General features: G+C 70.3%; 27 protein-coding genes and 1 tRNA gene. 16 read left to right on the top strand and 12 right to left on the bottom strand.

Going from position 1 to position 23938, the window contains the following annotated elements; genetic code table 11:
- Positions 1-190: 190 nt before the first annotated feature.
- From K6T36_RS19180 to hjc, 6 genes are all read left to right on the top strand, one after another.
- Entirely contained in the window at positions 191-2161 is a 1971-nt protein-coding gene (locus K6T36_RS19180; RefSeq protein WP_222920882.1) for a DUF4382 domain-containing protein, read from the top strand.
- Between the two features lie 132 nt (positions 2162-2293).
- Positions 2294-2818 (top strand): DoxX family protein, encoded by a 525-nt coding sequence (locus tag K6T36_RS08355; RefSeq protein ID WP_222920881.1) that lies wholly within the window; start codon positions 2294-2296, stop codon positions 2816-2818.
- A 13-nt stretch (positions 2819-2831) separates the two neighbouring features.
- Positions 2832-3122: a hypothetical protein gene (locus K6T36_RS08350; RefSeq protein ID WP_222920880.1), complete on the top strand. Its 291-nt coding sequence runs from the start codon at positions 2832-2834 to the stop codon at positions 3120-3122.
- Positions 3123-3365: 243 nt separating this feature from the next.
- Positions 3366-4415 (top strand): AAA family ATPase, encoded by a 1050-nt coding sequence (locus tag K6T36_RS08345; RefSeq protein WP_222920879.1) that lies wholly within the window; start codon positions 3366-3368, stop codon positions 4413-4415.
- Positions 4412-5179, top strand: coding sequence for a protein sorting system archaetidylserine decarboxylase (locus K6T36_RS08340; protein WP_222920878.1), 768 nt, complete (start codon positions 4412-4414; stop codon positions 5177-5179). Before K6T36_RS08345 ends, K6T36_RS08340 begins: the two co-directional genes overlap by 4 nt.
- Positions 5180-5311: 132 nt before the next feature.
- On the top strand, positions 5312-5800 hold the full coding sequence (hjc, locus tag K6T36_RS08335; RefSeq protein WP_222920877.1) for a Holliday junction resolvase Hjc: 489 nt from the start codon (positions 5312-5314) through the stop codon (positions 5798-5800).
- A 35-nt stretch (positions 5801-5835) separates the two neighbouring features.
- Here hjc and K6T36_RS08330 read toward each other — a convergent pair whose 3' ends face one another.
- Positions 5836-6675 carry an SWIM zinc finger family protein gene (locus K6T36_RS08330; RefSeq protein WP_222920876.1) on the bottom strand — a complete coding sequence of 280 codons (840 nt, stop codon included), beginning with the start codon at positions 6673-6675 and terminating at the stop codon, positions 5836-5838.
- Between the two features lie 126 nt (positions 6676-6801).
- On the opposite strand from K6T36_RS08330, the gene K6T36_RS08325 reads away from it, so the two are divergent.
- Positions 6802-7008, top strand: coding sequence for a DUF7472 family protein (locus tag K6T36_RS08325; protein WP_222920875.1), 207 nt, complete (start codon positions 6802-6804; stop codon positions 7006-7008).
- Between the two features lie 48 nt (positions 7009-7056).
- Here the strand turns inward: K6T36_RS08325 and K6T36_RS08320 are convergent, their stop codons facing one another.
- Together K6T36_RS08320 and K6T36_RS08315 are read right to left on the bottom strand one after the other, a co-directional pair.
- Positions 7057-8157, bottom strand: a complete 1101-nt coding sequence (locus K6T36_RS08320) for a DNA primase (RefSeq protein WP_222920874.1) — start codon at positions 8155-8157, stop codon at positions 7057-7059.
- 458 nt (positions 8158-8615) lie between these two features.
- On the bottom strand, positions 8616-9722 hold the full coding sequence (locus tag K6T36_RS08315) for an aminopeptidase (RefSeq protein ID WP_222920873.1): 1107 nt from the start codon (positions 9720-9722) through the stop codon (positions 8616-8618).
- 159 nt (positions 9723-9881) lie between these two features.
- Here K6T36_RS08315 and K6T36_RS08310 point away from each other — a divergent pair, with 159 nt between their 5' ends.
- The 3 genes from K6T36_RS08310 (at position 9882) to K6T36_RS08300 (ending at position 11704) form a co-directional block, all read left to right on the top strand.
- A complete protein-coding gene (locus K6T36_RS08310) occupies positions 9882-10811 on the top strand; it encodes an NADP-dependent phosphogluconate dehydrogenase (protein WP_222923403.1) in 930 nt (309 codons plus the stop codon).
- Positions 10812-10919: 108 nt separating this feature from the next.
- Complete coding sequence (locus tag K6T36_RS08305) at positions 10920-11501, top strand: 2Fe-2S iron-sulfur cluster-binding protein (RefSeq protein ID WP_222920872.1); 582 nt, start codon at positions 10920-10922, stop codon at positions 11499-11501.
- A gap of 130 nt (positions 11502-11631) precedes the next feature.
- Positions 11632-11704 (top strand) — tRNA-Arg (locus tag K6T36_RS08300).
- A 139-nt stretch (positions 11705-11843) separates the two neighbouring features.
- Here K6T36_RS08300 and K6T36_RS08295 read toward each other — a convergent pair.
- The 4 genes from K6T36_RS08295 to K6T36_RS08280 all read right to left on the bottom strand — a co-directional run bounded on the left by K6T36_RS08295 (position 11844) and on the right by K6T36_RS08280 (position 15709).
- Positions 11844-12575, bottom strand: a complete 732-nt coding sequence (locus tag K6T36_RS08295; RefSeq protein WP_222920871.1) for a GNAT family N-acetyltransferase — start codon at positions 12573-12575, stop codon at positions 11844-11846.
- A gap of 71 nt (positions 12576-12646) precedes the next feature.
- The gene (locus tag K6T36_RS08290) at positions 12647-13690 is read right to left on the bottom strand and encodes a zinc-dependent alcohol dehydrogenase family protein (RefSeq protein WP_222920870.1); all 1044 of its coding nucleotides are present in this window, start codon (positions 13688-13690) and stop codon (positions 12647-12649) included.
- A gap of 129 nt (positions 13691-13819) precedes the next feature.
- Positions 13820-14011, bottom strand: a complete 192-nt coding sequence (locus tag K6T36_RS08285; protein WP_222920869.1) for a DUF8106 domain-containing protein — start codon at positions 14009-14011, stop codon at positions 13820-13822.
- Positions 14012-14089: 78 nt separating this feature from the next.
- Positions 14090-15709, bottom strand: coding sequence for an FAD-binding oxidoreductase (locus K6T36_RS08280; RefSeq protein WP_222920868.1), 1620 nt, complete (start codon positions 15707-15709; stop codon positions 14090-14092).
- 131 nt (positions 15710-15840) lie between these two features.
- Here K6T36_RS08280 and K6T36_RS08275 point away from each other — a divergent pair, with 131 nt between their 5' ends.
- Positions 15841-16230 carry a hypothetical protein gene (locus K6T36_RS08275; protein WP_222920867.1) on the top strand — a complete coding sequence of 130 codons (390 nt, stop codon included), beginning with the start codon at positions 15841-15843 and terminating at the stop codon, positions 16228-16230.
- A 136-nt stretch (positions 16231-16366) separates the two neighbouring features.
- Here the strand turns inward: K6T36_RS08275 and thsA are convergent, their stop codons facing one another.
- The gene (thsA, locus tag K6T36_RS08270; RefSeq protein WP_222923402.1) at positions 16367-18016 is read right to left on the bottom strand and encodes a thermosome subunit alpha; all 1650 of its coding nucleotides are present in this window, start codon (positions 18014-18016) and stop codon (positions 16367-16369) included.
- A gap of 184 nt (positions 18017-18200) precedes the next feature.
- Positions 18201-18764 carry a DUF8102 family protein gene (locus tag K6T36_RS08265; protein WP_225935079.1) on the bottom strand — a complete coding sequence of 188 codons (564 nt, stop codon included), beginning with the start codon at positions 18762-18764 and terminating at the stop codon, positions 18201-18203.
- A 112-nt stretch (positions 18765-18876) separates the two neighbouring features.
- Here K6T36_RS08265 and K6T36_RS08260 point away from each other — a divergent pair, with 112 nt between their 5' ends.
- Positions 18877-19710: a beta clamp domain-containing protein gene (locus K6T36_RS08260; RefSeq protein ID WP_222920866.1), complete on the top strand. Its 834-nt coding sequence runs from the start codon at positions 18877-18879 to the stop codon at positions 19708-19710.
- Between the two features lie 73 nt (positions 19711-19783).
- Here K6T36_RS08260 and K6T36_RS08255 read toward each other — a convergent pair whose 3' ends face one another.
- Together K6T36_RS08255 and rio1 are read right to left on the bottom strand one after the other, a co-directional pair.
- Positions 19784-20347 (bottom strand): KH domain-containing protein, encoded by a 564-nt coding sequence (locus K6T36_RS08255; RefSeq protein ID WP_222606193.1) that lies wholly within the window; start codon positions 20345-20347, stop codon positions 19784-19786.
- Between the two features lie 105 nt (positions 20348-20452).
- Positions 20453-21454 (bottom strand): serine/threonine-protein kinase Rio1, encoded by a 1002-nt coding sequence (gene rio1 / locus K6T36_RS08250; protein ID WP_222920865.1) that lies wholly within the window; start codon positions 21452-21454, stop codon positions 20453-20455.
- 191 nt (positions 21455-21645) lie between these two features.
- Here rio1 and K6T36_RS08245 point away from each other — a divergent pair, with 191 nt between their 5' ends.
- Together K6T36_RS08245 and K6T36_RS08240 are read left to right on the top strand one after the other, a co-directional pair.
- Positions 21646-22290, top strand: a complete 645-nt coding sequence (locus K6T36_RS08245; RefSeq protein ID WP_222920864.1) for a SatD family protein — start codon at positions 21646-21648, stop codon at positions 22288-22290.
- 27 nt (positions 22291-22317) lie between these two features.
- Positions 22318-22737, top strand: coding sequence for a hypothetical protein (locus tag K6T36_RS08240; protein ID WP_222920863.1), 420 nt, complete (start codon positions 22318-22320; stop codon positions 22735-22737).
- 39 nt (positions 22738-22776) lie between these two features.
- Here the strand turns inward: K6T36_RS08240 and eif1A are convergent, their stop codons facing one another.
- Positions 22777-23067, bottom strand: a complete 291-nt coding sequence (gene eif1A, locus K6T36_RS08235) for a translation initiation factor eIF-1A (RefSeq protein ID WP_222606189.1) — start codon at positions 23065-23067, stop codon at positions 22777-22779.
- Positions 23068-23224: 157 nt separating this feature from the next.
- Between eif1A and K6T36_RS08230 the strand changes: the two genes are divergently transcribed.
- Together K6T36_RS08230 and K6T36_RS08225 are read left to right on the top strand one after the other, a co-directional pair.
- Complete coding sequence (locus K6T36_RS08230; RefSeq protein WP_222606188.1) at positions 23225-23404, top strand: DUF7470 family protein; 180 nt, start codon at positions 23225-23227, stop codon at positions 23402-23404.
- Between the two features lie 106 nt (positions 23405-23510).
- Positions 23511-23891 (top strand): Hsp20/alpha crystallin family protein, encoded by a 381-nt coding sequence (locus K6T36_RS08225; protein WP_222920862.1) that lies wholly within the window; start codon positions 23511-23513, stop codon positions 23889-23891.
- Positions 23892-23938 lie beyond the last annotated feature (47 nt).

Genomic DNA, 23938 nt, shown 5'->3' with positions numbered 1-23938 from the left:
GGTGGTGCCCACGGTGAAACGCTGTCGAAGCGGCGTGTGGCCGCCGGGCCCGTTCCGTCCCCCTCGACCCCGCAACCGCGGACGCGACGGTGTCTGGCGGATCCCGGGAATTAATTCGGCTGAATCCCGGACGAATCCGGGTTCGTGGCCGGCTCCGTATATGTGGTCGCCGCCGGTACGACCGTGTACGATGTCACGACACACGACCGGGTGGGCCGCCGTCGCCGCGGCCCTGATGTTGGTCCTCGCCGGCTGTGCGGGCGGCGTTCCCTCCGGGGGCGACGCCGGGACCGCCGACGGCGGGGACGACGGGGGGACCGTCAACTTCTACATCAGCGACCAGCAGAACGCGATCGACCAGTTCGAACACCTGAACGTCACGATCACCGAGGTCACGCTCGTTCGGGCGGACGACGCCGACGGGGCGGACGATAGCGACGACGCGGACGACGAGAACGGGACGGAGACCGCGGAGCCGACCGAGACGCCCGAGTCCGACGCTGCCGACGACGCGGAGGACGACGACGGCGAGCAGGTGACCTACGAGGTCGACAACGTCACCGTCGATCTGACCGAGCTACAGGGCGCGAACGCCTCCAGACTCGGGTCCGTCCCGGTTCCGAACGGCACGTACACGAAGGTCTTCGTCGAGGTCGAGTCGGTAGACGGGACGCTTACCGACGGCTCCTCGGCGGACGTGAAGCTGCCGTCGAACAAGCTCCAGCTGAACACGGAGTTCACCGTCGGCAACGGCGAGGAAGTGGACTTCGTCTTCGACGTGACCGTGTTCGAGCGCGGCCCCAACGGCTACATCCTCAAACCCGTCGCCGGCGAATCCGGCACGGGCGACGAGGTCGAGATCCGCGACGTCGACGACCGCGGCGAGGGGAACGACGAACGCGAGGACTCCGAGGGCGATGACGCCGCCGGCGACGACGCTGACGACGCCGACGATACCGAGGACGCTGCCCACACCGAGGACGCGGACGACTCCGACCGCGGCGAGTCCGGTTCCTCGAACTCGGGCCAGTCCTCGATGGACTTCTACCTCAGCGACGAGCAGAACGCCATGGACGACTTCGCGCACCTCAACGTCACGGTGACGAACGTCGGACTCCAGCGCGGCGGCGAGTCGGGCGGCTGGGTCGAGAAAGACGTCGACGACCGGACGGTCGACCTGACGACGCTTCCGGGGGCGAACGCGACGAGGCTCGGCACCTTCGGCGTCGAGAACGGCACCTACACCAAGGTGTTCGTCTACGTCGACGGCATCGACGCGACGCTGGAGAACGGCGACTCCGCGAACGTGAAGCTGCCGTCGAACAAGCTCCAGTTGAACAAGGAGTTCACCGTCGGCGACGGCGAGGAAGTGGACTTCGTCTACGACATGTCGGTGTTCAAGGCCGGGAACTCGGGGAAGTACATCCTCAAGCCCGTCGTGGGCGAGTCCGGCACCGGCGACGAGGTGCCCATCGAGGACGTCGACGAGACGGACTCGGACGACGGCGACGAGGAGACGGAGCTGCCGGCCCTGAACGCAACGTTCGTGGGGAACGTCTCCGCGGGCGAGAACGCGACCGTCGAGGTGACGCGTAACGGATCGGCCGTCGAGAACGCTACGGTCGAAGTCACCCAGGAGATCGACGGCGAGGAGACGACTGAGACGTACAGTACCGACGCCAACGGAAGAGTCACCTTCGCGGTCGACGCCAACGCGACCGAACTGAGCGCCGAGGCGACCGCCGGCGACGACGGCGAGGCGGAACTCGAACGCGAGTTCGAGACCGAGGAGGACGACTCCGATGAGGGCGAGGAGGGATCCGAGTCCGCCGAGCTGAACGCCGCGTTCGTGGGGAACGTCTCCGCGGGCGAGAACGCGACCGTCGAGGCGACGCGTAACGGCTCGGCCGTCGAGGACGCCACTGTCGAAGTCACACAGGAGATCGACGGCGAGGAGACGACTGAGACGTACAGCACCGACGCGAACGGATCGGTCACCTTCGCGGTCGACGCGAACGCGACCGAGTTGACGGTCGAGATCGAGGCCGGCGACGACGAGTCGGAGCTCGACCACGAGTTCGAGTCGAACGAGGGCGACGAGGCGAACGGCGACGACGACGCAGGAAACGGGAACGCGGCGCTGCGCGCGGCCGGATTCTGACCGCCGATCGTCGATCAACGATCGGGTAGTACGGCAACGCTCGCGCCGACTTTCGTCGGCTTTCAGCGATTGGGAACCAGGTGTCGTTTATACCGGGATAGCCGTCCGATCCTCATCTGTGAGGTGAGACCCATGGCATACTCGGAAACGAACCCGTTGGCCGAGGACTTCGGCTTCGAGGTCGGCGGGCCGCTCGCGGCGTACTGGATCGCGCTCCTGCGCGTCATCACCGGCTGGTGGTTCTTCCACGCCGGCGTGACGAAGCTCATCGAGGACGGCCTGAGCTTCACGTACGGCACGGCGTACATGCAGGGGATGACCGGCACGGCGCTGGGGCCCATCCCGGTGTGGATGGGCAACAACCTCGCGTGGCTCATCGAGCCGGGCGTGCCCCTGTTCGAGACGCTCATCGGGCTGGCGCTGATGGCGGGGGCGTTCGTCCGCCTGGCGGCCTTCGGCGGGGTCGTCTTCATGACCCTGTTCTGGGTCGGCAACGCCGGCTTCGGGAACGGCCTCGTCAACGGCGACCTGATGGGGCTGCTCCTGTTCGCCACGATGATGGTGTTCGCGGCCGGCCGCTACTACGGCCTGGACGCGCTCCTCGAGCGCCTCGACGTGGTGAACCGCTACCCCAAGCTCCGCTACCTGCTCGGTTAAGGAGGTGACACCAATGAACCAATTCGACATCACCGACAAGATCGCGACGGCGTTCGGCGCGGGACTGCTGCTGCTGGGCATCGTGGGGCTCGGCCTCGTCGAGCTCGTCGCCGGCAAGCCGTACAGCCCCGTCCCGCTGACCAACGAGGCGGGCGAAGTGATCGCGACGCCCGCGATCGACCCGACGCTGCGGACCGGCCTGGTCCTCCTCGGACTGCTGGTCCTGTTCGTCTGGGGCCTCTACCGGGCGGCCACGCCCGACACCGGGGTCGACCGGACGCCGACGGAAGTCACCGCGGACTGAGCGACCGCCCCGCGGACACCCGCGGGGGGCCACGAACCGAGCGACGACTGCCGACTCGATCCCACGGGTCGAACCGACTCCGACCGCCTTTTTCGCGACACGTTCAACGCACAGCGGTGCCGCCGCCGTAGTACCCATCGGGCGACCGCATCCGACCGCACCCGCCGTTGCAACCGCACCCGCCACTGCTACGGCCTCGCCGAACGGCAGGGTTCAAGCCGTCCGGGCGGCTACCACGCGGTAATGGACGGCCCGCTGTGGACGGACACGCACGCCCCCCCGCTCGCGGACCTCCCGCAGGAGGACGTTCGCGAGCGGCTCTCTCGGGCGGTGGACGAGCCGATGAACCTCGTGGTGCAGGGTCCGCCGGGGTCGGGCAAGACCGCCGCCGTGCGCGCGCTCGCCGAGGCCGCACACGCCGACCCCGACAACGACCTCATCGAGATCAACGTCGCGGACTTCTTCGGCCGCACGAAAAAGGAGATCCGGCAGGACCCCCGCTTCGAGTCGTTCCTCACGGGACGCTCGCGGATGGCGAAACGCGACATGATCAACCGCGTGCTGAAGGAGTCGGCCGCGAACGCGCCGATGTCGGGGTCGTACAAGACGGTCCTGCTCGACAACGCCGAGGCGATCCGCGAGGACTTCCAGCAGGCGCTGCGGCGCGTGATGGAGCAGTACCACCGCACGACGCAGTTCGTCATCGCGACCCGCCAGCCCGCCAAGCTCATCCCGCCGATCCGCTCGCGCTGCTTCCCGGTGCCCGTGCGCGCGCCGACGACCGACGAGATCATCGGGGTGCTTTCGGACGTTTGCGAGGCCGAGGGGATCGACCACGACGACGACGGGCTGGAGTTCGTCGCCAGCGCGGCCGGCGGCGACCTCCGGAAGGCGATCCTCTCGGCGCAGACGACCGCCGTCGAGCACGACGAGGTGACGATGTCGGCGGCCTACGAGACGCTCGGCGAGGTGGGCACCGATGAGGCCGTTCTGTCTGCGCTGGAGGCGGCGCAGGCGGGGGAGCTGAAGGAGGCCCGTTCCGCCCTCGACGACCTGCTCCACGACGAGGGGTACGAGGGCGGCGACCTCTTGCGGGAGATCCTCCGCGTCGCGCGGTCGAAGTCCGACGCCTCCCCCGACTCGGTCGCCCGACTGCACGCCCTCGCGGGCGAGGTCGACCTCGACCTCGTCGAGGGGAGCGACGACCGCATCCACCTCACGCACCTGCTCGCGGCGTGGGGCGCCGGCCGGACGACGACCGAGACGGCCGTCCGCGATCCCGTCGACGCATGATCCGGGTTCCGGTTCCGGACCTGGCGCCCGGGAGCGAACGTCGCGTCCTCGTCCCGTTCGTGCTCGCGATTCCGTTCCTGTTGCTCGTGCCGCCGATCGGGCTCCTGTTGCTCGCGGCCGGCGTCTTCTCCGTGTACTTCTACCGCGACCCCGACCGCGAGCCGTCGGGCGAGGGCGTGCTCGCGCCCGCGGACGGCCACGTCTCGGTGGTCCGCGAGGACGGCGACAACGTCCGCGTCGGCGTGTTCATGAGCCCGTTCGACGTGCACGTCTGCCGCGCGCCCGCCGACGGGACGGTGACGCGCCTCGACCACCGCGGGGCCGCCCACAAGCCGGCGTTCGCGAAGGACTCCGAGCGCAACGAGCGGTTCGAGTACACGCTCGATGCGGGCGGAGATGCGCTCAACGACGATGCGGACGAGGGCGGACCCGATGCGGACGAGGGCGGACCCGATGCGGACGAGGGCGGACCCGATGCGGACGAGGACGCGACCGACCGCGGCGGAGTCGAAGCGGGCGTCGCGGACGCCGCCGGCGCCGTCGATCGCGTCGACGGCGCGCTCATCGCGGGCTGGTTCGCCCGTCGGATCACCCCCTACGTTTCGCATGGAGATTCGGTCACGCGCGGCGAGCGGATCGGCTACATCGCGTTCGGCTCGCGCGCCGACGTGGTGCTCCCGAGCGCGTATTCCCGCGAAGACGTACGTGTGAGCCGCGGAGAGGCGGTCCGAGCGGGCGAGTCGGTGATCGCGCGGCGGGAGTGACGCCCCGCGGTCGCCGCCGCGTTCCGTCGCGTTCCGTCGCGTTCCGTCGCGACGCGTCCCCCCGCGTTCACTTTCACTCCGCACTCCCTCGCGACCGTCCCGTTTATCCGCGCCAACGGCTCACGCACAGCTATGCCGGGCAACCCGAAGGGCGATCGCCGGGAGCGCGAACTCGTCAACAGGCTCCACGACGCCGGCTTCGCGGTGATGCGCGCGCCCGCCAGCGGTTCCTCCACCGACCGCGAGCTGCCGGACGTGCTCGCGGGCGACGGCCGCGCGTTCTACGCCGTCGAGGCGAAGTCCTCCTCGGGCGACCCCATCTACCTCCGCGGCGAGGAAGTGGAGGCGCTCATCTACTTCGCGCGCAACTTCGGCGCCTCCCCGAAGATCGGCGTCCGCTTCGACCGCGAGGACTGGTACTTCTTCCACCCGGGCGACCTCCACGTCACCGACGGCGGGAACTACCGCGTGAAGAAGGAGGCGGCCCTGGACGAGGGCGAGACCATCGACGACCTGCTGGCCGCCAGCGACGACACGGAGTCGGACGCCAGCGTCGCGGAGGTGCTCAACGCGGTCGAGCAGGGCGTCCTCACGGCCGAGGAGGCCGAGGAGATGCTCTGAATCCGTCGGTTGCTGTATCTCCCCCGTTCGCGTCCTCAGAGCCCGATAACGGGCATGTCCGGCCGTTCAGCCGGATCGAGCCGGCGCACCCGCGAGGCGGGGAAGCCGTACCGCTTGCGCCCGGACACGTCGAGCGGGCCGGGCGAGCGCAGCGCGTTGCCGACGTACACCGCCTCGATCACCGGCTCGTGGTCGCCGTAGGCGGCGTTTGTGTCGTAGTCGGCGATCGGCTTCCCCTCCTCGGTCTCGTACTCGTCGGCCCGCTCGGTCGTGACGCCCGTGACGACGAGGAGCTTGTCGGACTCGCGGTCGCGGACGAACGAGCCGACCGCGGGCCGATGGTCGCCACAGAGGAACGCCCCGGTCTCGCGGACGGGGACGAACACGCCGTCGCCGCAGACCGCGCAGGCGGCGACGCGCTCGCCGGGGGCGGGCACGCGGCCGATGCCGACCTCCATGTCGACGCGCCGGAGGTGCTTGCAGCGGTTCCCGCGGATCGCGTGGTCCGGACAGGTGCAGGTGTCGCTCCCGAGGTCGACGACGTACGTACCGCCCTCGGTGTCGACGAGGTACCGGTCGTCGTCGCGGAGCGGGTACACGGCCATCGGCTCCGTCCGGGCGCGCTCGGTGCGCTCGCCGTCGCCGGACTGGACGGCGTCGACGCCGTCCTGCGCGTTCGGTTCCTCGGGGCCGTCCGGTCCGTCGGGGCGGTCCGGCCCGTCAGGACCGTCCGGTGCGTCCGGCCTGTCCTCGGTGAAGCGACGCCGTCCGCGTGCGACGCCGTTCTCGTGGATGCCGTCGTGGCGGTTCCGGCCGTGGTGGCTCCGTTCGCGGGTTCGTTCCGGTCGCTCGTCGGTGGTGAGTGCGGGTGTCATTGATCGGTGAAGGTACGGTCCGAGCGAACCTAAGGGCTCGGTCGGCCCTCCGCTGACGGTTCGCGGTATCCGGCGGCTGACGAACGCTTCGAAGCCCTTTTGCCGGGTCCACGGATACGGCGGTGCATGGAAATCGACGCCGAAATGCGCCGCATGATCGCCGTCTCCGTCGGCGCAGTCGTCGTCTTCATCGCCCTTCTGGTCGCCATCGGTATCCAGTACACCGACGGCCACAACCTCTCGAACATCGGCGCGTACTACCTCGTCGCCGCGATCGGCCTGTTCGTCGTGCTGATGGCCGCCGCCGGCGTCCTCCTCGATCGCCGCGAGTAGCGATCGGAGGACCTCCGACCCGGACCCGTCGTTCCACCGGAGTGCCGCTCAGGCCGCGGCGTCGCCGGCGTCCGACTCGTTCCGGTCGCGCCAGTCGACGACCTCGTCGGCCTCGCGGAGCTTCCGGCCGTAGTACTCCAGGGGATGGGGGGCGACGCTGCGGTGGTTGTCCTCGTTCCCGCAGATCCCGTACTCGCCGAGCGTGCGGCACGACGGCGGCGGGTACTGCGCGCCGGAGTCGTCCCGGAGGTACGCGAAGCGGTCGGCGACGAGCTCCGGGTCGAGCCCCGACAGCGCCACGGCCTCCTCGGCGTCGAGGTTGAGGCCAGCGAGGAACGCGAGCAGCGAGAAGCGCTCGTGGGGGTCCAGCTCGTCGCCGCCCTGTGCCCGCCCCAGCAGTTTCGCGATACACGGCGGGAAGTACTCGGGCGCGACCACGTCGAGGTCGGCGGCGACGCTCCGGTCGGCCAGCAGGTCGCGCAGGTCGCTTATCTCGGTCTCCAGCTCGCCGGCGAGCTCCTCGCCGACGCCCTCGAACGGGAGCCCCTCGGCGACGCGGTCCTCGACGGCCTCGCGAAGCAGGCGGTACAGCTCCTCGCGCTCGGTGCGCACCTCGCCGTCGACGAGCTCGCGGTTGACGAGCCGCCAGTCGTCGCCCCAGTCGGGGTCGACGTACGAGAGGTACGCGCCGACGCCGAGCCAGAGCCACTTCCCCGCCACCTGCCCGGGCTTCGGGTCCTCGATTCGGACGGCGCCGGCGAGGTCGAACTCCCGCAGCAGGGCGTCCCGGTCGACGCGGGCGGGCTCGCGGCGGGCGCCGTCGTCGCGGGCGCGGTCGAGGTCCTCGGTGAAGCGGCGGTAGGCGGTGGCCGCCTCGGCCTGCGCGTACTTCTCGACGGCCGCGTGCGAGTCGAGCAACGAGACGAGGATCCGCGCGATGGGGTACGAGAGCAGCTCGTCGCGGGTGTCCCATGCGCCGGCGTCCTCGGGTTCGACGGTGCCCTCGGTGAGCGCGCGCTCGACCCGCTCGCGGCCGCGGTCGACGGCGTCGTCGCCGTCGGCGACGAGCGCGGCCAGGTCGACGCCCGACGCGCGGACGGCCTCGCGGGCCGACGCGAAGAACGGGTAGCGGGCGTGGCGCGGCTCCATGATCGCGTGTCCGTGGTGGTGGGCGGAGGTTAAGCGCGACGGTCTGATCCGTATTCGTTTCTCCCTGTCGCGGACACGGTTCGTTCGTCGCTGTGGTGTCGCAGTCCTCGAAAGCCCCTGACGCGCTCGTGGACTGCGACTCGCTGTGCTCCTCGCTTCGTTCGCTTCGCTCACTCCGCTGCGGTGCTTACTTCGTCTCGTCTCACGAGCGCGTCAGCCCCGTTCATTCCCGCCCACCGCGACCGCACCGCCGGCCTTTCCCTCCCCACCCGACTCACTCGTCGCTCACTTCGTTCGCTCCTCGTTCGCCCCTCGCGCGCGGCGACCGCGCACAGGGCGCGGCCTGCCGCGCGCCAACCGCCCGTGGGATTGTGCACACCTTCGAACCGGAGCGTTCGAACCGCTCGTGTCGGTCGCGTCGAGAGGACCAGCAACAAACGACGCGACGCCGAGTCGACCTACTCGGCCGAGAAGTCGTCCTCCCACCGGAACGTCCCGTTGCGCTGCACCACCTCGCCGTCCACGAGCATCCGCGAGTCCTCGGACATGTCCGTGATCATGTCGACGTGGACCGCCGAGTCGTTGCCCGACTCGCCCTCCGGCAGGCAGGCGTCGTACGCGCGCCCGACCGCGAGGTGGACGGTGTCGCCCATTTTCTCGTCGAACAGGATCGAGTCGGTGAAGCGGTCGATGCCGCGGTTCATCCCGATCCCGAGTTCCCCGAGGCGGCGGGCGCCCTCGTCGGTGTCGAGCACGTCCGCGATCGCCTCCTCGCCCTGCTCGGCGGCGAAGTCGACCACCTCGCCGTCCTCGAAGGTGAGCGAGACGCCCCGCACGCGCCGGGCGTCGATGGTCATCGGCACGTCGAAGTACACCTCGCCCTCGGTGGCGTGCGGCGCGGTGAACACCTCGCCCGAGGGCAGGTTGTGGGAGTCGTAGGCGACGCTCGCGGCGGAGTTGACCGCCGTGCGGCCCTCGATGGACATCGTGAGGTCCGTGCGCTCCTTCTCGATGCGGACCTCGCTGCCGGCGTCGAGGACCTCCTTCATGTTCGCCATCTCGTCGGCTAACGACTCCCAGTCGCGGAGGACGGCGTCGTACACGAAGTCCCGGTACTCCTCGTAGGCCATCCCGGCCTGCTGGGCGAGCGACCGCGTCGGGTGGACCGTGGAGACCCAGTCGGTGTCCATCCGCGCCTCGCGGGTCGCCGTGGTCGCCTTCCGGGCGCGCCGGCGGCGGCCGCCGTCCACGTCCGCGAGGGCGGTCGTGTTACGTCCGCCGCCGATGCGGAGGTACACGTCCGCGGCCTCCAGCATCGCCAGCTTCGGCTCGCTGTGTGCGAACTCGCGGTCGTCGTCGTCGCCGCCGCGGAGGAACGCGCGGCCCACCTCGCTGGAGCCGTACGTGGTCAGCAGCGTCGCGTCGCGCTCGCCCAGCTCCGCGGCCACCGCGACCGCCAGGTCGTGGGCGCCCTCGGCGACGTCCATCACGACCTGGTCGCCCGCCTCGACGCGGGCGCTCCAGTCGACCAGCACCTCGGCGTGTTCTCGCACTCGGTCGTCCATAGGGGTGTGTGCGCGAGCGCGGCGCGTAAGTGCGGCGCTTCCGGGCGATCCGGCTGCGATCTGCCGACCGTGCGGCCGCGCCCGCGCACCCCGGCCCGCGCGGCGGCTCCCCCACACCGCAACGCATACGCCCCGCCTCGCCGACGCGCCGGTATGAGCATGCAACTCGGCGTGATCGGACTCGGTCGCATGGGACGGATCGTCGTCGACCGCGTCCTCGACGCCGGCCACGACGTGGTCGCGTTCGACCTCGACGCGGAGGCGACCGCCGCGGCCGCCGAGGCCGGCGCGGAGCCGGCGGACTCGGTGGCGGACCTGTACGAGCGACTGGATAGCGGCGAGGGCGGAGCCGGCGAGGGAGACGACGCCGGCGCCCGCATCTGGCTGATGGTCCCCGCCGGCGACGCGGTCGACGCCACGCTCGACGAACTCGAACCGCACCTCGACGGCGACGACGTCGTCGTCGACGGCGGGAACTCCTACTTCGAGGACTCCGTCCGCCGCGCGGAGGCGACCGACGCGGCGTACCTCGACTGCGGCACCTCCGGCGGCCCCGCCGGCGCGGAACTCGGCTTCTCGCTGATGGTCGGCGGCCCCGAGTGGGCCTACGAGGAGCTGACGCCCGTGTTCGACGCCGTCGCCACCGGCCCCGCGGGCCACGACCGGATGGGGCCCGCCGGCTCGGGCCACTACGTGAAGATGGTCCACAACGGCGTCGAGTACGCGCTGATGCAGGCCTATGGGGAAGGATTCGAGCTCCTCCACCGCGGCCGCTACGACCTCGACCTGGAGGCCGTCGCGCGCACGTGGAACAACGGCGCAGTCATCCGGTCGTGGCTGCTGGAACTGTGCGAGGAGGCGTTCCGCGAGGAGGGCAACGACCTGGGCGACGTGGCCGACCGCATCGAGGGCGGGTCCACCGGCACCTGGACCGTGCAGGAGGCGCTCGAACAGGAGGTGCCCGTCCCGCTCATCTACCAGGCGCTGGCCGAGCGCTTCGACTCCCGCGAGGAGCGGTTCGGCCGCCGGCTCGCGAGTCGGCTGCGGTACGGCTTCGGTCGCCACGAGGTTCCCCGGACGGGCGAGTAGGTCGCCCTCCTCTCGCACGCGAACACGTTCGCCGTCGTGGGATTACGCGGACCGCGGGCGCGCTGGATAATCACAACCCTTGTTACCCCCCGCTTCTAACCCGGAATCATGGTAGACCCCGTGGCAATCGGGTTCGGCGCGGGCCTCGTGTTGGTCTTCGTCGCGCTGCACGCCGCCCGCGGTACCGGCTGGGAGGCCACCGCGGACATCTCCGAGGAGGTCATCGAGCGTCGGGCCTCCACCGTCGAGGAGACGGAGTTCCCCGAGCCGGGGAGCCGCGCCATCGGGGGCGGGAGCGCCCCCGCGGGCGCGGTCGCCGGCGGCGAGGAGGGCGAACTGGAGGAGGGCGCGGCGGCCGAGGACTCGGCCGGCCCCGGCGACATTCCCGAGGACGAGATCGAACACTTCGAGGTCGAGTTCACGAAGGAGGGCGACACGATCGAGATCGCCAACAACGAGACGGTCCTGGAGGCCGGCGAGGACGAGGGCTGGGACATGCCCTACGCCTGCCGGCAGGGCCAGTGCGTCTCCTGCGCCGGGCAGATCACCTCCGGCGGCAACGCCGAGGACTACGTCGAACACGACAACCAGCAGATGCTCGACGACGCCGAACTCGACGAGGGGTACACCCTCACCTGCGTCGCGTACCCCCGCGCCGACTTCACGATCGAGACCGGCGAGGCGCCGTAACCGTTCGCCCCCGTCGCCGACCCGCTTTTCCACGTCGTCGCGTTCGTTTCCGTCAGCTTCGCGTTCCGTTCGTCGCGAGCCCGTGACGGTTCCGAAGGCTTATTCGCCGGGCCGCGATAGCAGGGTGTGAGGGCGGCTAGTTCAGCGGACAGAACGCTTGGTTCCGGACCAAGAGGTCGGGGGTTCAAATCCCTCGTCGCCCGCTATCTCTCGCGGCACACCGTGAGGAACCGTGCCGCGTGTGTCGCTTCTGCAAGACGTCCGAACCGAACTACGGAGTGAGCGCTGGCGAGTAGGTTCGGACGTGAGTCACGGACGGGCAGCGCCCTCGTTCCCTCCCAATCAGAACGTGTACGCCATCATGACCTCGTCGACGTGCTCGTCGTCGATGGTGTAGTGGTCGCGGCGGATCGCCTCGGTCTCCCAGTCGTGGTCGCCGAGGAAGTCCAGGGCGGCGGCGTTCGTCACCGGAACGCTGTTGTACACCTTCCGGAAGCCGTTGGCCTCCGCCCAGTCGAGGCCGCGCCGGAGGAGCTGTCCCCCGATCCCGGACCGACGGTACTCGGGAACGACCCCGACGGTCTGTTTGGCCGTCTCGCGCACCCGCGACACCTGCGGCAGGTCGAGGTGGGTCCACCCGACGATGGCGTCGTCGGCGACGGCGACGAAGAACACCCGCGACTCGACGGAGTTGTGCCGCGTCACCGTCTCCTCGTACAGCAACTGCTCGGCGATGCTCTCGGCGACGACGTACGTCTCCTCGTCGGTGACCTGCCGGATCGCCGCCACGAGGCCCTCGAAGTCGTCCTGGCGGGCCGGCCGGATCGTGAACGACGTGTCGGCGGTCTCGTACTCCTCGACGGCGCCCACGTCGAGCGCGACCCGGAGAGTTCCGCCGTCGTCGTCGAGGTATCCCCGCGACTCCAGGCGGTCGAGCTCGCGCTCGAACTCATCGGCCGGCGCCGACACGGTCTGCTGGACGATGTGACGGTTCGCGGTTCCGTGCCGCTCGACGTACTCGTAGATGCGTTTGCTCACCTCTGACTCGAACGTGGGTCGCTCGACGACCTCCATACCGGCCCATCGGCCGCTCGGGGTTTAGCGTTTGCCACGCGGTAGCATCCAACGTGGATCCGCACGTTCGCCTACGCCCAGGGCTTCACGAGCACCTTCACGGCCTCCCGATCGTCCATCATTCGGTAGCCTTCGGGGACGCCGTCGAGGCCGACCGTCTCGGTGAAGATCGGCGACGGGTCGAGCGTTCCCTGGAGCACGTCGGCCAGCAGCTCCTCGGCGTACGCGCGGACCGGCGCGACGCCGCCGCGCAGCGCGACGTTGTCGCCGAAGAACGGGAAGAGATCGAGCCCGCCCTCCATCCCGTGGGGCACGCCGACGTAGCCGACGGTGCCGCCGGGACGGGCCGCTTCGACGGCCGTTTCCATCGCGGAGGCGGCGCCCACGCACTCCAGCACGTGGTTGGCGCCGCCGTCGGTGATGTCGAGCACGGCGTCGACCGCGTCGTCGCCGCGCTCGGCGACCGTGTGGGTCGCGCCGAACTCCTCGGCGATCGCGAGGCGGTCCTCGTGGTGGCCGACGGCGACGATGCGCTCGGCGCCCAGCCGGCGGGCGGCGGCGACGCCGCACAGCCCCACGGCGCCGTCGCCGACGACGACCGCGTCCTCGCCGGCCTCGACGCCCGCCGACAGGGCGGCGTGGTGGCCCGTCCCCATCACGTCGGTGAGCGGGAGCAGCGACCGGAGGGCGTCCTCGTCGTCGGCGTAGCGGTCGGGCACCCGGACGAGCGTGCCGTCGGCGTGCGTCGAGCGGACGAACTCGCCCTGGGCGCCGCCGTTGTCGCCGCCCCACGAGTCGCGGTTCACACAGGAGGTGTGCAACCCCTTCCGGCAGAACTCACAGGAGCCACAGGAGATGGCGAACGGGGCGAGCACGCGGTCGCCCGGCTCGACCGAGCGCACGTCCTCGCCGACCTCCTCGACGACCCCCATCGGCTCGTGGCCGACGCCCGTTCCCGGGTCGCGGTCGCTCTCGCCGCGATAGAACCACAGGTCCGACCCGCAGATAGCGGTGTGGGTGACGCGGACGATGGCGTCGGTCGGCTCCTCGATCTCGGGCTTGTCGACCTCCTCGACCCGGATGTCGCCGGGGCCGTGGAACACTGCTGCGCGCATGCGGATCTCCACGGTCGCCCGCGGCTTCAACCCCAGCGTGTCGGCGAACGCCGGGGGACGCCGTCGCTCCGCACGTCGCTTCTCGGTCCCACTGCGTTCGGCGACCGACGGTTCGCCCGCGCTCGGGCGTCAGGCCGGGGCCGCCAGCTGCCGCCGACGGACCGTCAGGGTCGCGCCGCAGTCGGGGCACGTCAGCGCCTCGACGCCGTCGCGCTCGCGCACGACCCAGTCGCCGTCGGCCGGCGCGGCGTGGCCGCACTCGGGGCAAAACAGGGTGTTCTTCGGGGGCGGTCGGGCGGTGCGTGTGGAGGGGTCGTCCATACCCCCCGATACGCGCTCGGGACGGATAACCTCGTCCCCGGAATTCTCACACGAGAGAGTCTCTCACCCTCGATCGTGTCACAACCGGCCGCTCGGCGAGAACACCCGTTCGGGGTCCCACTCCAGCTTTGTCTCCCGGAGCCAGTCGTAGTTGTCGCCGTACACGTCGCGGGCGGCGGATTCGCCGCGCTCGGTGCCGGAGAAGTTCGGCAGTTCGCCGGACACCTCTCCCACATCGCGAGCCGACTCGGCCGACTCCCGTGCCCACGAGACGTGTTCGTCGTCCGCGTCGGGGTCGCTCCAACACGCCTCGAAGTTGAGGACGACCTCCGCGTCGCGCTCGGGCACCGCCGTGTCGCCGGGGTCGAGGTCGGCGATCGCGCCCCCCATCGGCCAGACGACGACGGTGCTGTCCGGCTCCGCGCCGCTCTCGCCCGGGAGCGCGGTCATCCGCTCGGCGACGAGATCGACGAGGTCGTCGGTGAACGATTCCACGGCGACCGACTTCCAGTAGTAGCGGTCGCCGGCGGCGGAGTCGCCGCCGAGGTACCGCTGCAGTTCCCGGTACGGAACGCGCTCGGCGTGATCGAACAGCGGCGCCGTCGCGTCGCCGCCGCGGTTCGTTCCGTCCCCGCTCTCGCGTTCCTCCTCGGTCCCGCGTTCGGCTTCGCGAGCCAGATCGCGAAACGGCGCCAGCGCCCGTTCTCCCGCCTCGGGGTCCCCGGCGTGGGCGCCGAGCATGCACAGCGCGAGGTCGCCCGCGCGGTCGTCGGGGAACCCCGGCTCGTCGGGAACGCGCGCAACGTACGGCGAGACGTTCGTCTCCCGCGGCGCCGCGCGAAGCAGCCGGCGGTACGCCCGCAACAGCGCCGCGACCTCGTCGGCGCCGTCGACGCCGACCCACGTGTCACACATCGCCACCTCGTCGGGAACGGGGACGAGGTCGAACTCCAACTCGACGGCGACGCCGAAGTCGCCGCCGGCGCCCCGCACCGCACGGAACAGATCGGGGTTCCTCGCCTCGCTGGCGACTACTCGTTCCCCGGCGGCGGTCACCAACTCGACCCGGCGGAGGGGGTCGCACGCGAGGCCGTGTGCCCGCGAGAGGTAGCCCGTTCCGCCCCCGAGCGTCAGGCCGGTCACGCCGACCTCCGGGGCGACGCCCTGCGGGGTCGCGAGGGCGTGTTCGGTCGTCGCCGCGTCGAGTTCGCCGATGGTGGCACCCGGCTCGACGGTCGCCGTCCCGGCCGCCGGGTCGACCGTCACGTCCCGCATCGCGCCCACGTCGCACACCAGCACGCCGTCGCCGGTCGAGGTTCCGACCGAGGAGTGCCCGCCCGAGCGCGTCGCGATCCCGAGTCCCGTCTCCCGGGCGGCGTCGACGACGCGGGCGACGCCCGCCGGCGTCGTGGGGTACGCGACGGCCGCCGGGAACGCGGAGACGTACCCGTTCCAGACGCGGCGGGCGTCGTCGTACTCGGGATCGCCGGGCGTCACGACCGCCCCGGGGAACAGCGTCCGCCACTCGCCGACGGCGTCGCGGGGCGCGGGCCTCCCGTCGCCGACCAACTCCGCCGCCAGCGACGCGAGCGCGTCCGCGTGCGCCGCCGCGACCGCGTCGGCGTCCTCGCGGCCGAACGCCGCCTCGGCGTCCGCCTCCGAACGCGGACCCCCGCAGCCGTGCGGTTCATCGCTCATACCACCGGATACGTCCGACGGGACGAAAACCCATCGCGGCGCCGTCCGTCGACGCCGCCGTTCGTCGCCGGCGGGAGCCCCGCCGTCGTCGACAACACAACGGCTTTCGGACCGGCGCGCAGACCCCCGGTATGGATCGACGACGGGCGGCGGCGTACGCGCGGGTCGGGGTCGCCTACCCCGTCGCCGCGGTCGTCGCCGTCGCCGGCGGCGCGGCGCTGCTCGGGGCGGACCCCGGGCTGGCGGTGCTCGCGCTCTCGATGGTCGCGGCGGCGACGCTCGCCGGACTGCTCGTCTCGGAGACGGGCGGCATGCGTCCTCCGGAAGCCGACCGCGGTCGCCAGCAGCAACGCGGGATCCTCGGACTCGGCGGCAACGGCGGGGGCGGCGGCAACGCGGACGCCGACCTCCCGGACGTGGCTCGGAGCCGCCGGGCGCGCCTACGGGTGTTCTCGCTGGGGTTGTTCGTGCTCACCGTGGCGCTCGTGTTACTGCTCGGCGGCGTGGTTCCGGGACTGTAGGGGCCCGGTCCCGGGACGATCGCGACACGGAGAGCTGTCGCTCGCGGTCGCGGCGTCGAAAGAACCGAAGATCGGTCGAGAGGCGGTGCGTGTCGACGTCGGCGGGTGGCTGAGGTGGAGTGGCTGTGGGCCTACTTCACATCGCGCCGCCCATGCCGCCCATACCGCCCATGCCGCCCATGCCGCCGCCGCCCGGCGGCATCTCGTCGTCGCCGCCGTCGTCGGTGCCGCCGCCCTTCAGGTCGCCGGCAGCGATGACGTCGTCGATGCGGAGGATCATCGTCGCCGCCTCGGTGGCGGACTCGATGGCCTGCGTCTTGACGCGGCGCGGCTCGACGACGCCCTCGGCCTCCATGTCGATCACGTCGCCCGTGTAGGCGTCGAGACCGGCGCCGAACTCGCCGCCGTCGTGGCGGGCGCGCAGGTCGACCAGCGAGTCGATCGGGTCGAGCCCGGCGTTCTCGGCGAGGGTGCGCGGGATGACCTCCAGCGCGTCGGCGAACGCCTCGACGGCCAGCTGCTCGCGGCCGCCGACGGAGTCGGCGAAGTCACGAAGCTCCAGCGCCAGCTGGGTCTCGGGCGCGCCGCCGCCGGGGAGCACCTGTCCGTCACGCAGCGTCGTGCGGACGACGCCCAGCGAGTCCTCGATGGCGCGCTCGACCTCGTCGACGACGTGCTCGGTGCCGCCGCGGAGGACGAGCGTGACCGAGCGGGCGTCCTCGACGTCCTCGACGAAGATGCGCTCGTCGCCGCCGATGTCCTTCTGGGCGACGGAGCCGGCGAAGCCGAGGTCGCTCTCCTCGAGGTCGTCGAGGTTGGCGACGACGCGACCGCCCGTCGAGCGGGCCAGCCGCTTCAGGTCGGAGTCCTTCGCGCGGCGGACGGCGAGGATGCCCTCCTGCGCGAGGTAGTGCTGGGCCATGTCGTCGATGCCGTCGCCGACGAAGACGACGTCCGTGCCGACGGCGCTCAGCTTGTCGACCATCTCCTTGAGCTGCTGTTCCTCCTGGTCGAGGAACTGCTGGAGCTGGTCGGGGTCGGTGACGTTGACCTCGGCGTCGATCTCGGTCTCCTTGACCTCGATGGCGCCGTCGAAGAGGGCGACGTTGGCGTCCTCGACCGCGTAGGGCATGTTCTCGTCGACGCGCTCCTTGTCGACGATGACGCCCTCGATGAGCTCGGAGTTACCGATGGCGCCGCCGACGACGGTCTCGACGGAGACGTTGTCCGTGTCGACGGTGCCGTCGTCGTCGCGGACGGCGAGCACGGCGTCGACGACCAGTTCCGCGAGCGTGTCGCGGGCGGACTCGGCGCCCTTGCCCGTCATCGCCGTCGCGGCGATCTTCTCGAGCGTCTCGCGGTCCTCGGCGGTGACGTCGATGGCCTGCTCGTCGAGGACCTCCTTGGCCTTCTCGGCGGCCTGGCGGTACCCCTGCGCGATGGTCGTCGGGTGGACCTCCGAGTCGATGAGCTCCTCGGCCTGGTCGAGCAGCTCACCGGCGATGACGACGGCCGTCGTCGTGCCGTCGCCGACCTCGTCCTCCTGGGTCTCGGAGACCTCGACGATCATGTTGGCCGCCGGGTGGTCGATGTCCATCTCCTTCAGGATGGTCACGCCGTCGTTCGTCACGACGACGCCGCCCGAGGAGTCGACGAGCATCTTGTCCATTCCTTTCGGACCGAGGGTGGTCCGAACGGACTCCGCGACGGCCTTGCCGGCCGTGATGTTCATCGACTGGGCGTCCTTGCCCGACGTTCGCTGGCTGTCCTCCGAGAGTACGATCATGGGCTGGTTGCCCATTCGCTGGCGCTGAGACATGAGTCACTCCCTGATTGTTTTCGATTCTATAAAAACATTCCGGCGTCGGTTCGTCAACTGCTCGCACGGAGCCGTTGCGGGCGTGTGTGATAAGTTATCAAGGGGAATTTATATACGGCCCCGTCGGCGTCGATCTCCTCGAGGCCGGGGCTCAGAAGTCGGTGACCCGCGACTGGATCCGGCCGTCGTCGACGCTGCGGTCGTCCGTATCGTCGCCGCGGACGTACTCCGCGAACTCGTCGGGAGCGATCTCTTCGCGCGCGTCGGCGAAGGCCAGTTCCGTCAGCGACAGCGTTTCGCCCGCCCGCATCTTCCGGCGCACCTCGGCGACGCTCAACGCGCGGAACGTCACGTCGAGGTCGACGGTCGCCGCGCGCTCCTCGCTCGCCTCCGCGAGGTTGATCCCCTCCGCGAGCACCGTCTCGAACTCCAGGTCCGTGTCCTCGACCCCGCGGTAGAGGAACGCCATCGCCGAGACGAGCGCGTCGAAGGCGTCCGTCCCTTCGCGGTCGAGGCGGTCCTCGAACACGAGTTTCCGGTCCGTCTCCGAGAGCCCCTCGACGAGCAGTTCGAAGTCGTAGAGCCCGGCGTGAAGCCTGTCCCGGATGCGCGCCCGCGCGTTGCGCTCGGACTGCACGCTCGCGAACTCCGTCTCCCCGCGCAGGTACGCCCGGTCGGCCGGGCTCAAGACGCCGCGCTCCCGTTCGCCGCTCATAATCCAAAACGAGGTATGAAAACGAGATTCATATATGTTTGTACTCGGAAACAGGGTATCTACCTGATCGCTTGCAAAAATACTTATGAGCCGATACGTTCGGGATCCGGCCATGCCCGAGGCGAGCGCCGTGACCGACGAGGGAGACGAGACGGACGCGGAGTCGGGACAGACGCCCGACATCGACGGGGAGGTACCGGTGTCCGTGCGCGTGCGGGCGGACACCCTGAAGCCACTGCTCTCGGCGGTCGGCGCGCTCGTCGACGAGTGTCGGCTGACGTTCGGCCGCGACGGCATCCGCGCGGCCGCGATGGACCCGGCGACCGTCGCGGCGGTCGACGCGGAACTCGACGCTGCGGCCGCGGCGTCCTACGAGGCCGACGGCACCGTCGTCGGCGTCGACGTGACCCGACTCGAGGAGGTCCTCTCGATGGTCGCCGGCGACGACCCCGTGACGCTCGCGCTCGACCCCGAGTCGTTCCGCCTCCACGTCGTCGCCGACGGCCTGGAGTACGCGATGGGGCTGTTCGACCCCGACAGCGTCCGCGGGCCGCCCGACGTGGACGACCTCGGCTTCGAACACACCGCGTCGCTGACGGTCCCGGTCGACACGGTCGGCCGGTTCGTAACGGCCGCGGGGATGGTCGCGGACCACCTCGCGCTCAGCGTCGACCCGGACGCCGAGACGTTCGTCGCCGCCGCCGACGGCGACACCGACGACGTGCAGTTCACGGTCACGGCAGAGGAGGCGGTCGCGTTCTCGCCGGGCGATGCGGGGTCGCTGCTGTCGCTGTCGTACCTGATCGACATCGAGCGAGCCATCCCGGCGGGGACGGACGTGCGGCTCACGCTCGGACGAAAGGCGCCCCTCGGCGTCGCCTACGACATCTCGGGGGGCGACGGCCGCGTCGAGGCGTTCGTGGCGCCGCGGCTCAAGGCGGTATAGCGGCTCGGGACGGCGGTACGACGGAGCGCCGGGAGAACGGACCGGACGGCGACGGGCGGGATCGGGAACCGCGTTACCGCGGTTCCTCGGCGCTCCCCGAGGGGGTCGAGAGGTCGGGCGCGCCGTGGATCTCGTTGTGCTTGCGTTCGAGGAACGAGTAGACGGCGCCGTGGGGGGCGCCGTCGAGGATCATCCCCGCCGCGCGGCGGACGGCCTCGACCTCCTCGGGCTGGCCGATGACGCCGAGGGTGGTCCCCTTGATGACGACTTCGGCGCCCGAGAGGTCCTCCATCAGCTCGCGCGTTCGGCCGTTCTCGCCGATGAGGCGGCCCTTCTGGCGCTGGAGGTCGTTCTTGTTGCGGGTCTCCGATGCGAGGTCGACCAACTCGAACCGTCGCAGGTCGTGCTCCAGCAGCGAGAGGGCGGACTCGGGGGTGAACCCGCGGCCGATGGCGCGGACGATGTCGGGAGCGACCAGCCCGGCGACCGGGTCGCCGACGCTGTCGATGGCGACCGAGCCCGACTCGGAGTCGATGTCGAGTCGGACCTCGGCGCGGTCTTCGATCTCCCGCATCGTCTCGCCGCCCTCGCCGATGAGCACGCCGATGCGGTCCTGCGGAACCTTCACGTGCTGCATACACCCGAATTTCGGCCGGACGCGGATAAGGGTTCCCTCGGGAACCCGCCGCGTCAGCGGGTCCCACGCGCGAACCGCCGATCACACGGCGGCGGGGCGTTCCGACTATTCGTCGCCGCCGTCGTCGCCGCTGCTGTCGCCGACGCCACTGTCGTCGCTGTCACCGGGGTCGCCGGCGCGGTCATCGTCGTCGCCGGCGCGGTCGGCCGGGTTCGGGTCGGTGTCGGGGTCGGGCTCGGCCGACGGTTCCGGCTTCGGCGTGGTGACGTAGTCGTGGAGGTCCTCCGCGTCGGTTTCGAGCCCCTGTCGGGAGAAGAAGGAGGCGACGTTGCGACAGTCGCGCCGGAGGAACTCCTCGGCGTTCGGGTGGTGGACCGTCACCGCCTGTCCCAGGTCGATGACGACAAGCTCCCCGTCGTGGATGATGAGGTTGTACTCCGAGAGGTCGCCGTGGATCAGTCCCGCCGAGTAGAGCCGGCGCATGTACTCGCGGACGACCTCGAAGGCGGTCTCGGGGTTCTCCACGTCGACCTCCGCGAGGCGGCGCGCGCGGTCGTCGGCGTGGCCGACAAGCTCCATCACGAGGACGTTGCGCTGGACGGCGATCGGCTCGGGGACGCGGACGCCGGCCTTGCGGGCCCGCGAGAGGTTCGAGAACTCCTTGCGCACCCACGCGACGACGACCTGCTTCTTGTCGGAGCCGATCCCCTCGAAGCGGGGGTCGCCCTCGAGGTAGTCGCGCATCTGCCGGAAGTTCGAGGTGTTGATCCGGTACACCTTCGCGGCCACCTCGCGCTCGTCGGCGCCGAGCGCCTCGTACACGTTGGCCTCCTTGCCCGTCGATATCGGACCGCCGAAGGCGGCGATGTGGCCGTCGCGGGTGAGCTTGTACAGCGCCGCGAGGGTGGCGTCGTCGAACACCGACGCCTCGACTTTGAACTGCTCGGTGTTCTTGACGCGCTTGCGGAACTCGTCGAACTCGTCGTCCTGTCTGCGGGCGATCTTGTCGGCCTCGGTCTGGGCGATGTCGGCCAGGTCGAGGTCCTCCCACTCGTCGCCCGGCGCGTCCGCCTCGTCGGGTTCGACGAACCCGAACTCTCCGTTCATCTACCTCGGCGTACGCGCTCCGACATGAAAAGCACCGGCACCGCGGTCGCCGCCCCCGGCCTACGGACGGCGCCTCGGTCGCTTGCCCGTGTGGGGAGTGACCCTTCGTGCGCCAGGTTCAACCTAAAATAGTTGAATTTGTAGGAATCAACTATTTATGGTTGTAACACGATGCGGTACTCAGAACAGCCGTGACCGGGACCGAACGGACCCACGTCGTCCTCGGCGACGTGATCGACTCGCGAGGCGAGCCGGACCGGGAGGGACTGCGCGAACGGATCGAGGACGCGCTCGCCGCGGCCAACGACGCATACGCCGAGGCGATCGGCGCCCGCTTCGCGCCGATCAAGGGCGCCGACGAGTTCGGCGGGACGCTCGAGGATCCAGCGGCAGCCTACGGGGTCGTCCGGGCGATCCAGGAACGGCTCCATCCGACCGTCGCTCGATACGTCGTCGTCGCGGGGGCGGTCGACGTTAACCCCGGCGCGACCGACGTGACCGCGATGGACGGACCGGCGTTTCACCGGGCGGACGAGGCGCTGTCGGAGCTGAACGCGGAGGACGGCCACTTTTTCCTCGATACTGCCGACGATCGCGTGAACGGTCCCGTGACGGCGGCGGGCGATCTCGCGCTGGCAATCCGCGAGGAGTGGACCGAACGCCAGACCGAGATCGCACGCGCCTACCGTCGCCGGGGCACTCAGACGGCCGTTGCGGAGGCGTTCGGGGTGAGTACCCAGGCGGTGTCGAAGACGCTCGCGGCCGCAAGCTACGACCGCGTCCGGCGTAACGAGGCATTGATCGACCGGGCGCTGGGTGCCGAACCGGAGGATTGATTCGGCAGTGAGACGCCGACGAAAACGATGCAGATCGAAACGTCGGCGCTGCCGGGCGCTCCGGCGGCCGCCGGCGACCTAGTCGTCGTCGCGGCGGTGTATCTCGCCGGTTACGTCGCGCTGCTCGCGACGAGTACGTCGGTCGTCAGCTACTTCCTCGAACGCTGGACCGGGACGGATCTGTCCGCCGGCGTCGATGCGGACCAGCGTGACACCGGCCGCGTGATCGGCAAGTGCGAGAACGTGCTCGTGCTCACGCTGGTGTTCGTCGGCGCGTACACCGCCCTCGGGCTGGTGTTCGCGGCCAAATCGCTCGTCCGACGCGAGGACATGACCAGCGGCGACACGACCTGGTACCTCGCGGGGACGCTCGTGAACTTCACGTACTCCATCGTCGTCGGGGTCGTCACGAGCGTCGCCGCGGCGACGTTGCCGACGATCGTCTGAGGGCCGGTGGCGTTCGTTCCGGCAACGCCTCTCGCTCGATCAGGCGATGTGGCCTTCCTCGCGAAGCTGGTCGGCGTCCTGGCTCTCGTAGCGGTGTTCGATGTCGGCCTTCTCGTCCTGCCAGTCCCACGGACTCACGAGGACGAGGTCGCCCTCGCGGATCCAGGTCCGTTTCTGCATCCGTCCGGGGATCCGCGCGGTGCGTTCGACGCCGTCGTTGCACCGGACCTTCACGCGGTTGGCGCCGAGCATCTCGGTCACCTCGGCGAACACCTCGTCGTCGTCCGGCATTCTGAGGTTCTTGCGTCCGGACCCGTCGCCGTCGCTCATACTCCTGTGTTCTCGCGTCCGACAGTTAAACTCGGTGGGTGCGAGGTGTGAACGGTCGCGAGCACCTCGATTCGAGCGGGGAGTGTAACGGGCCGTCACCGAACGCCGTCCGCGCGGAACTCGCCGGCCTTTTCAGGACCTACCGCCACGAGCGGGTATGATCGACAAACTCGGCACCGCCGGCGTCGCCGGCGCGGTGCTGCTGCTCGCCGGTCTCGCGCTCGTCGCGTGGACGGCGCCGATCGTCGCGGTCGGCCTCGCGATGGTGCTGGCCGGCACCGGCCTCGTGGTGAAGGGACTCACGACCAGCCTGATGCGACAGTTCGGGTTCGCGTAGTCGGTGGCGACCCCGCCCGACGGTCGCCGCCAGGCTGGGTTTCGTGTCGGCGTAAAATTCTTTACGAACGACACACAATTCTTCATTGCACACGAGGTGACCAGCCATGGCACTCCCGAGCAGCACGGCGAGTTCCTGGATGCAAAACCTCGATCTGCCGTCCCGCGTCCTCGGCGAGGGCGGCTTCGGTGGCACCGACTACGAACTGTACGAGGAGGACGACGAGTTCGTCCTCACGGTCGACATGCCCGGCTTCGACCGGGAGGAGATCGACCTCACGTGGGAGGAGGGCGTCCTCAACGTCGCGGCCGAGCACACCGACGAGGAGCGCGGCCGCAAGAAGACGTACCACCGACGCTTCCGCTTCCCGCGCGAGGTCGACGAGGACGAGATCGGCGCCCGCTACGAGAACGGCGTCCTCGAGGTGACCCTCCCGGCCGTCGTCGGCGCGAAGCCGACCGGCACCCCGATCCCCATCGAGGGATAGCGTCGCCGGCATCGTCGGCGTAGTCGACTGCCCGCGGCCGCCGTCGC

Origin of the sequence: Halobaculum roseum (assembly GCF_019880245.1) — an archaeon.
GTDB lineage: Archaea > Halobacteriota > Halobacteria > Halobacteriales > Haloferacaceae > Halobaculum > Halobaculum roseum.
Note: the sequence above shows the minus strand (reverse complement) of the source record. Positions and strands in the feature narration are given on the sequence as shown.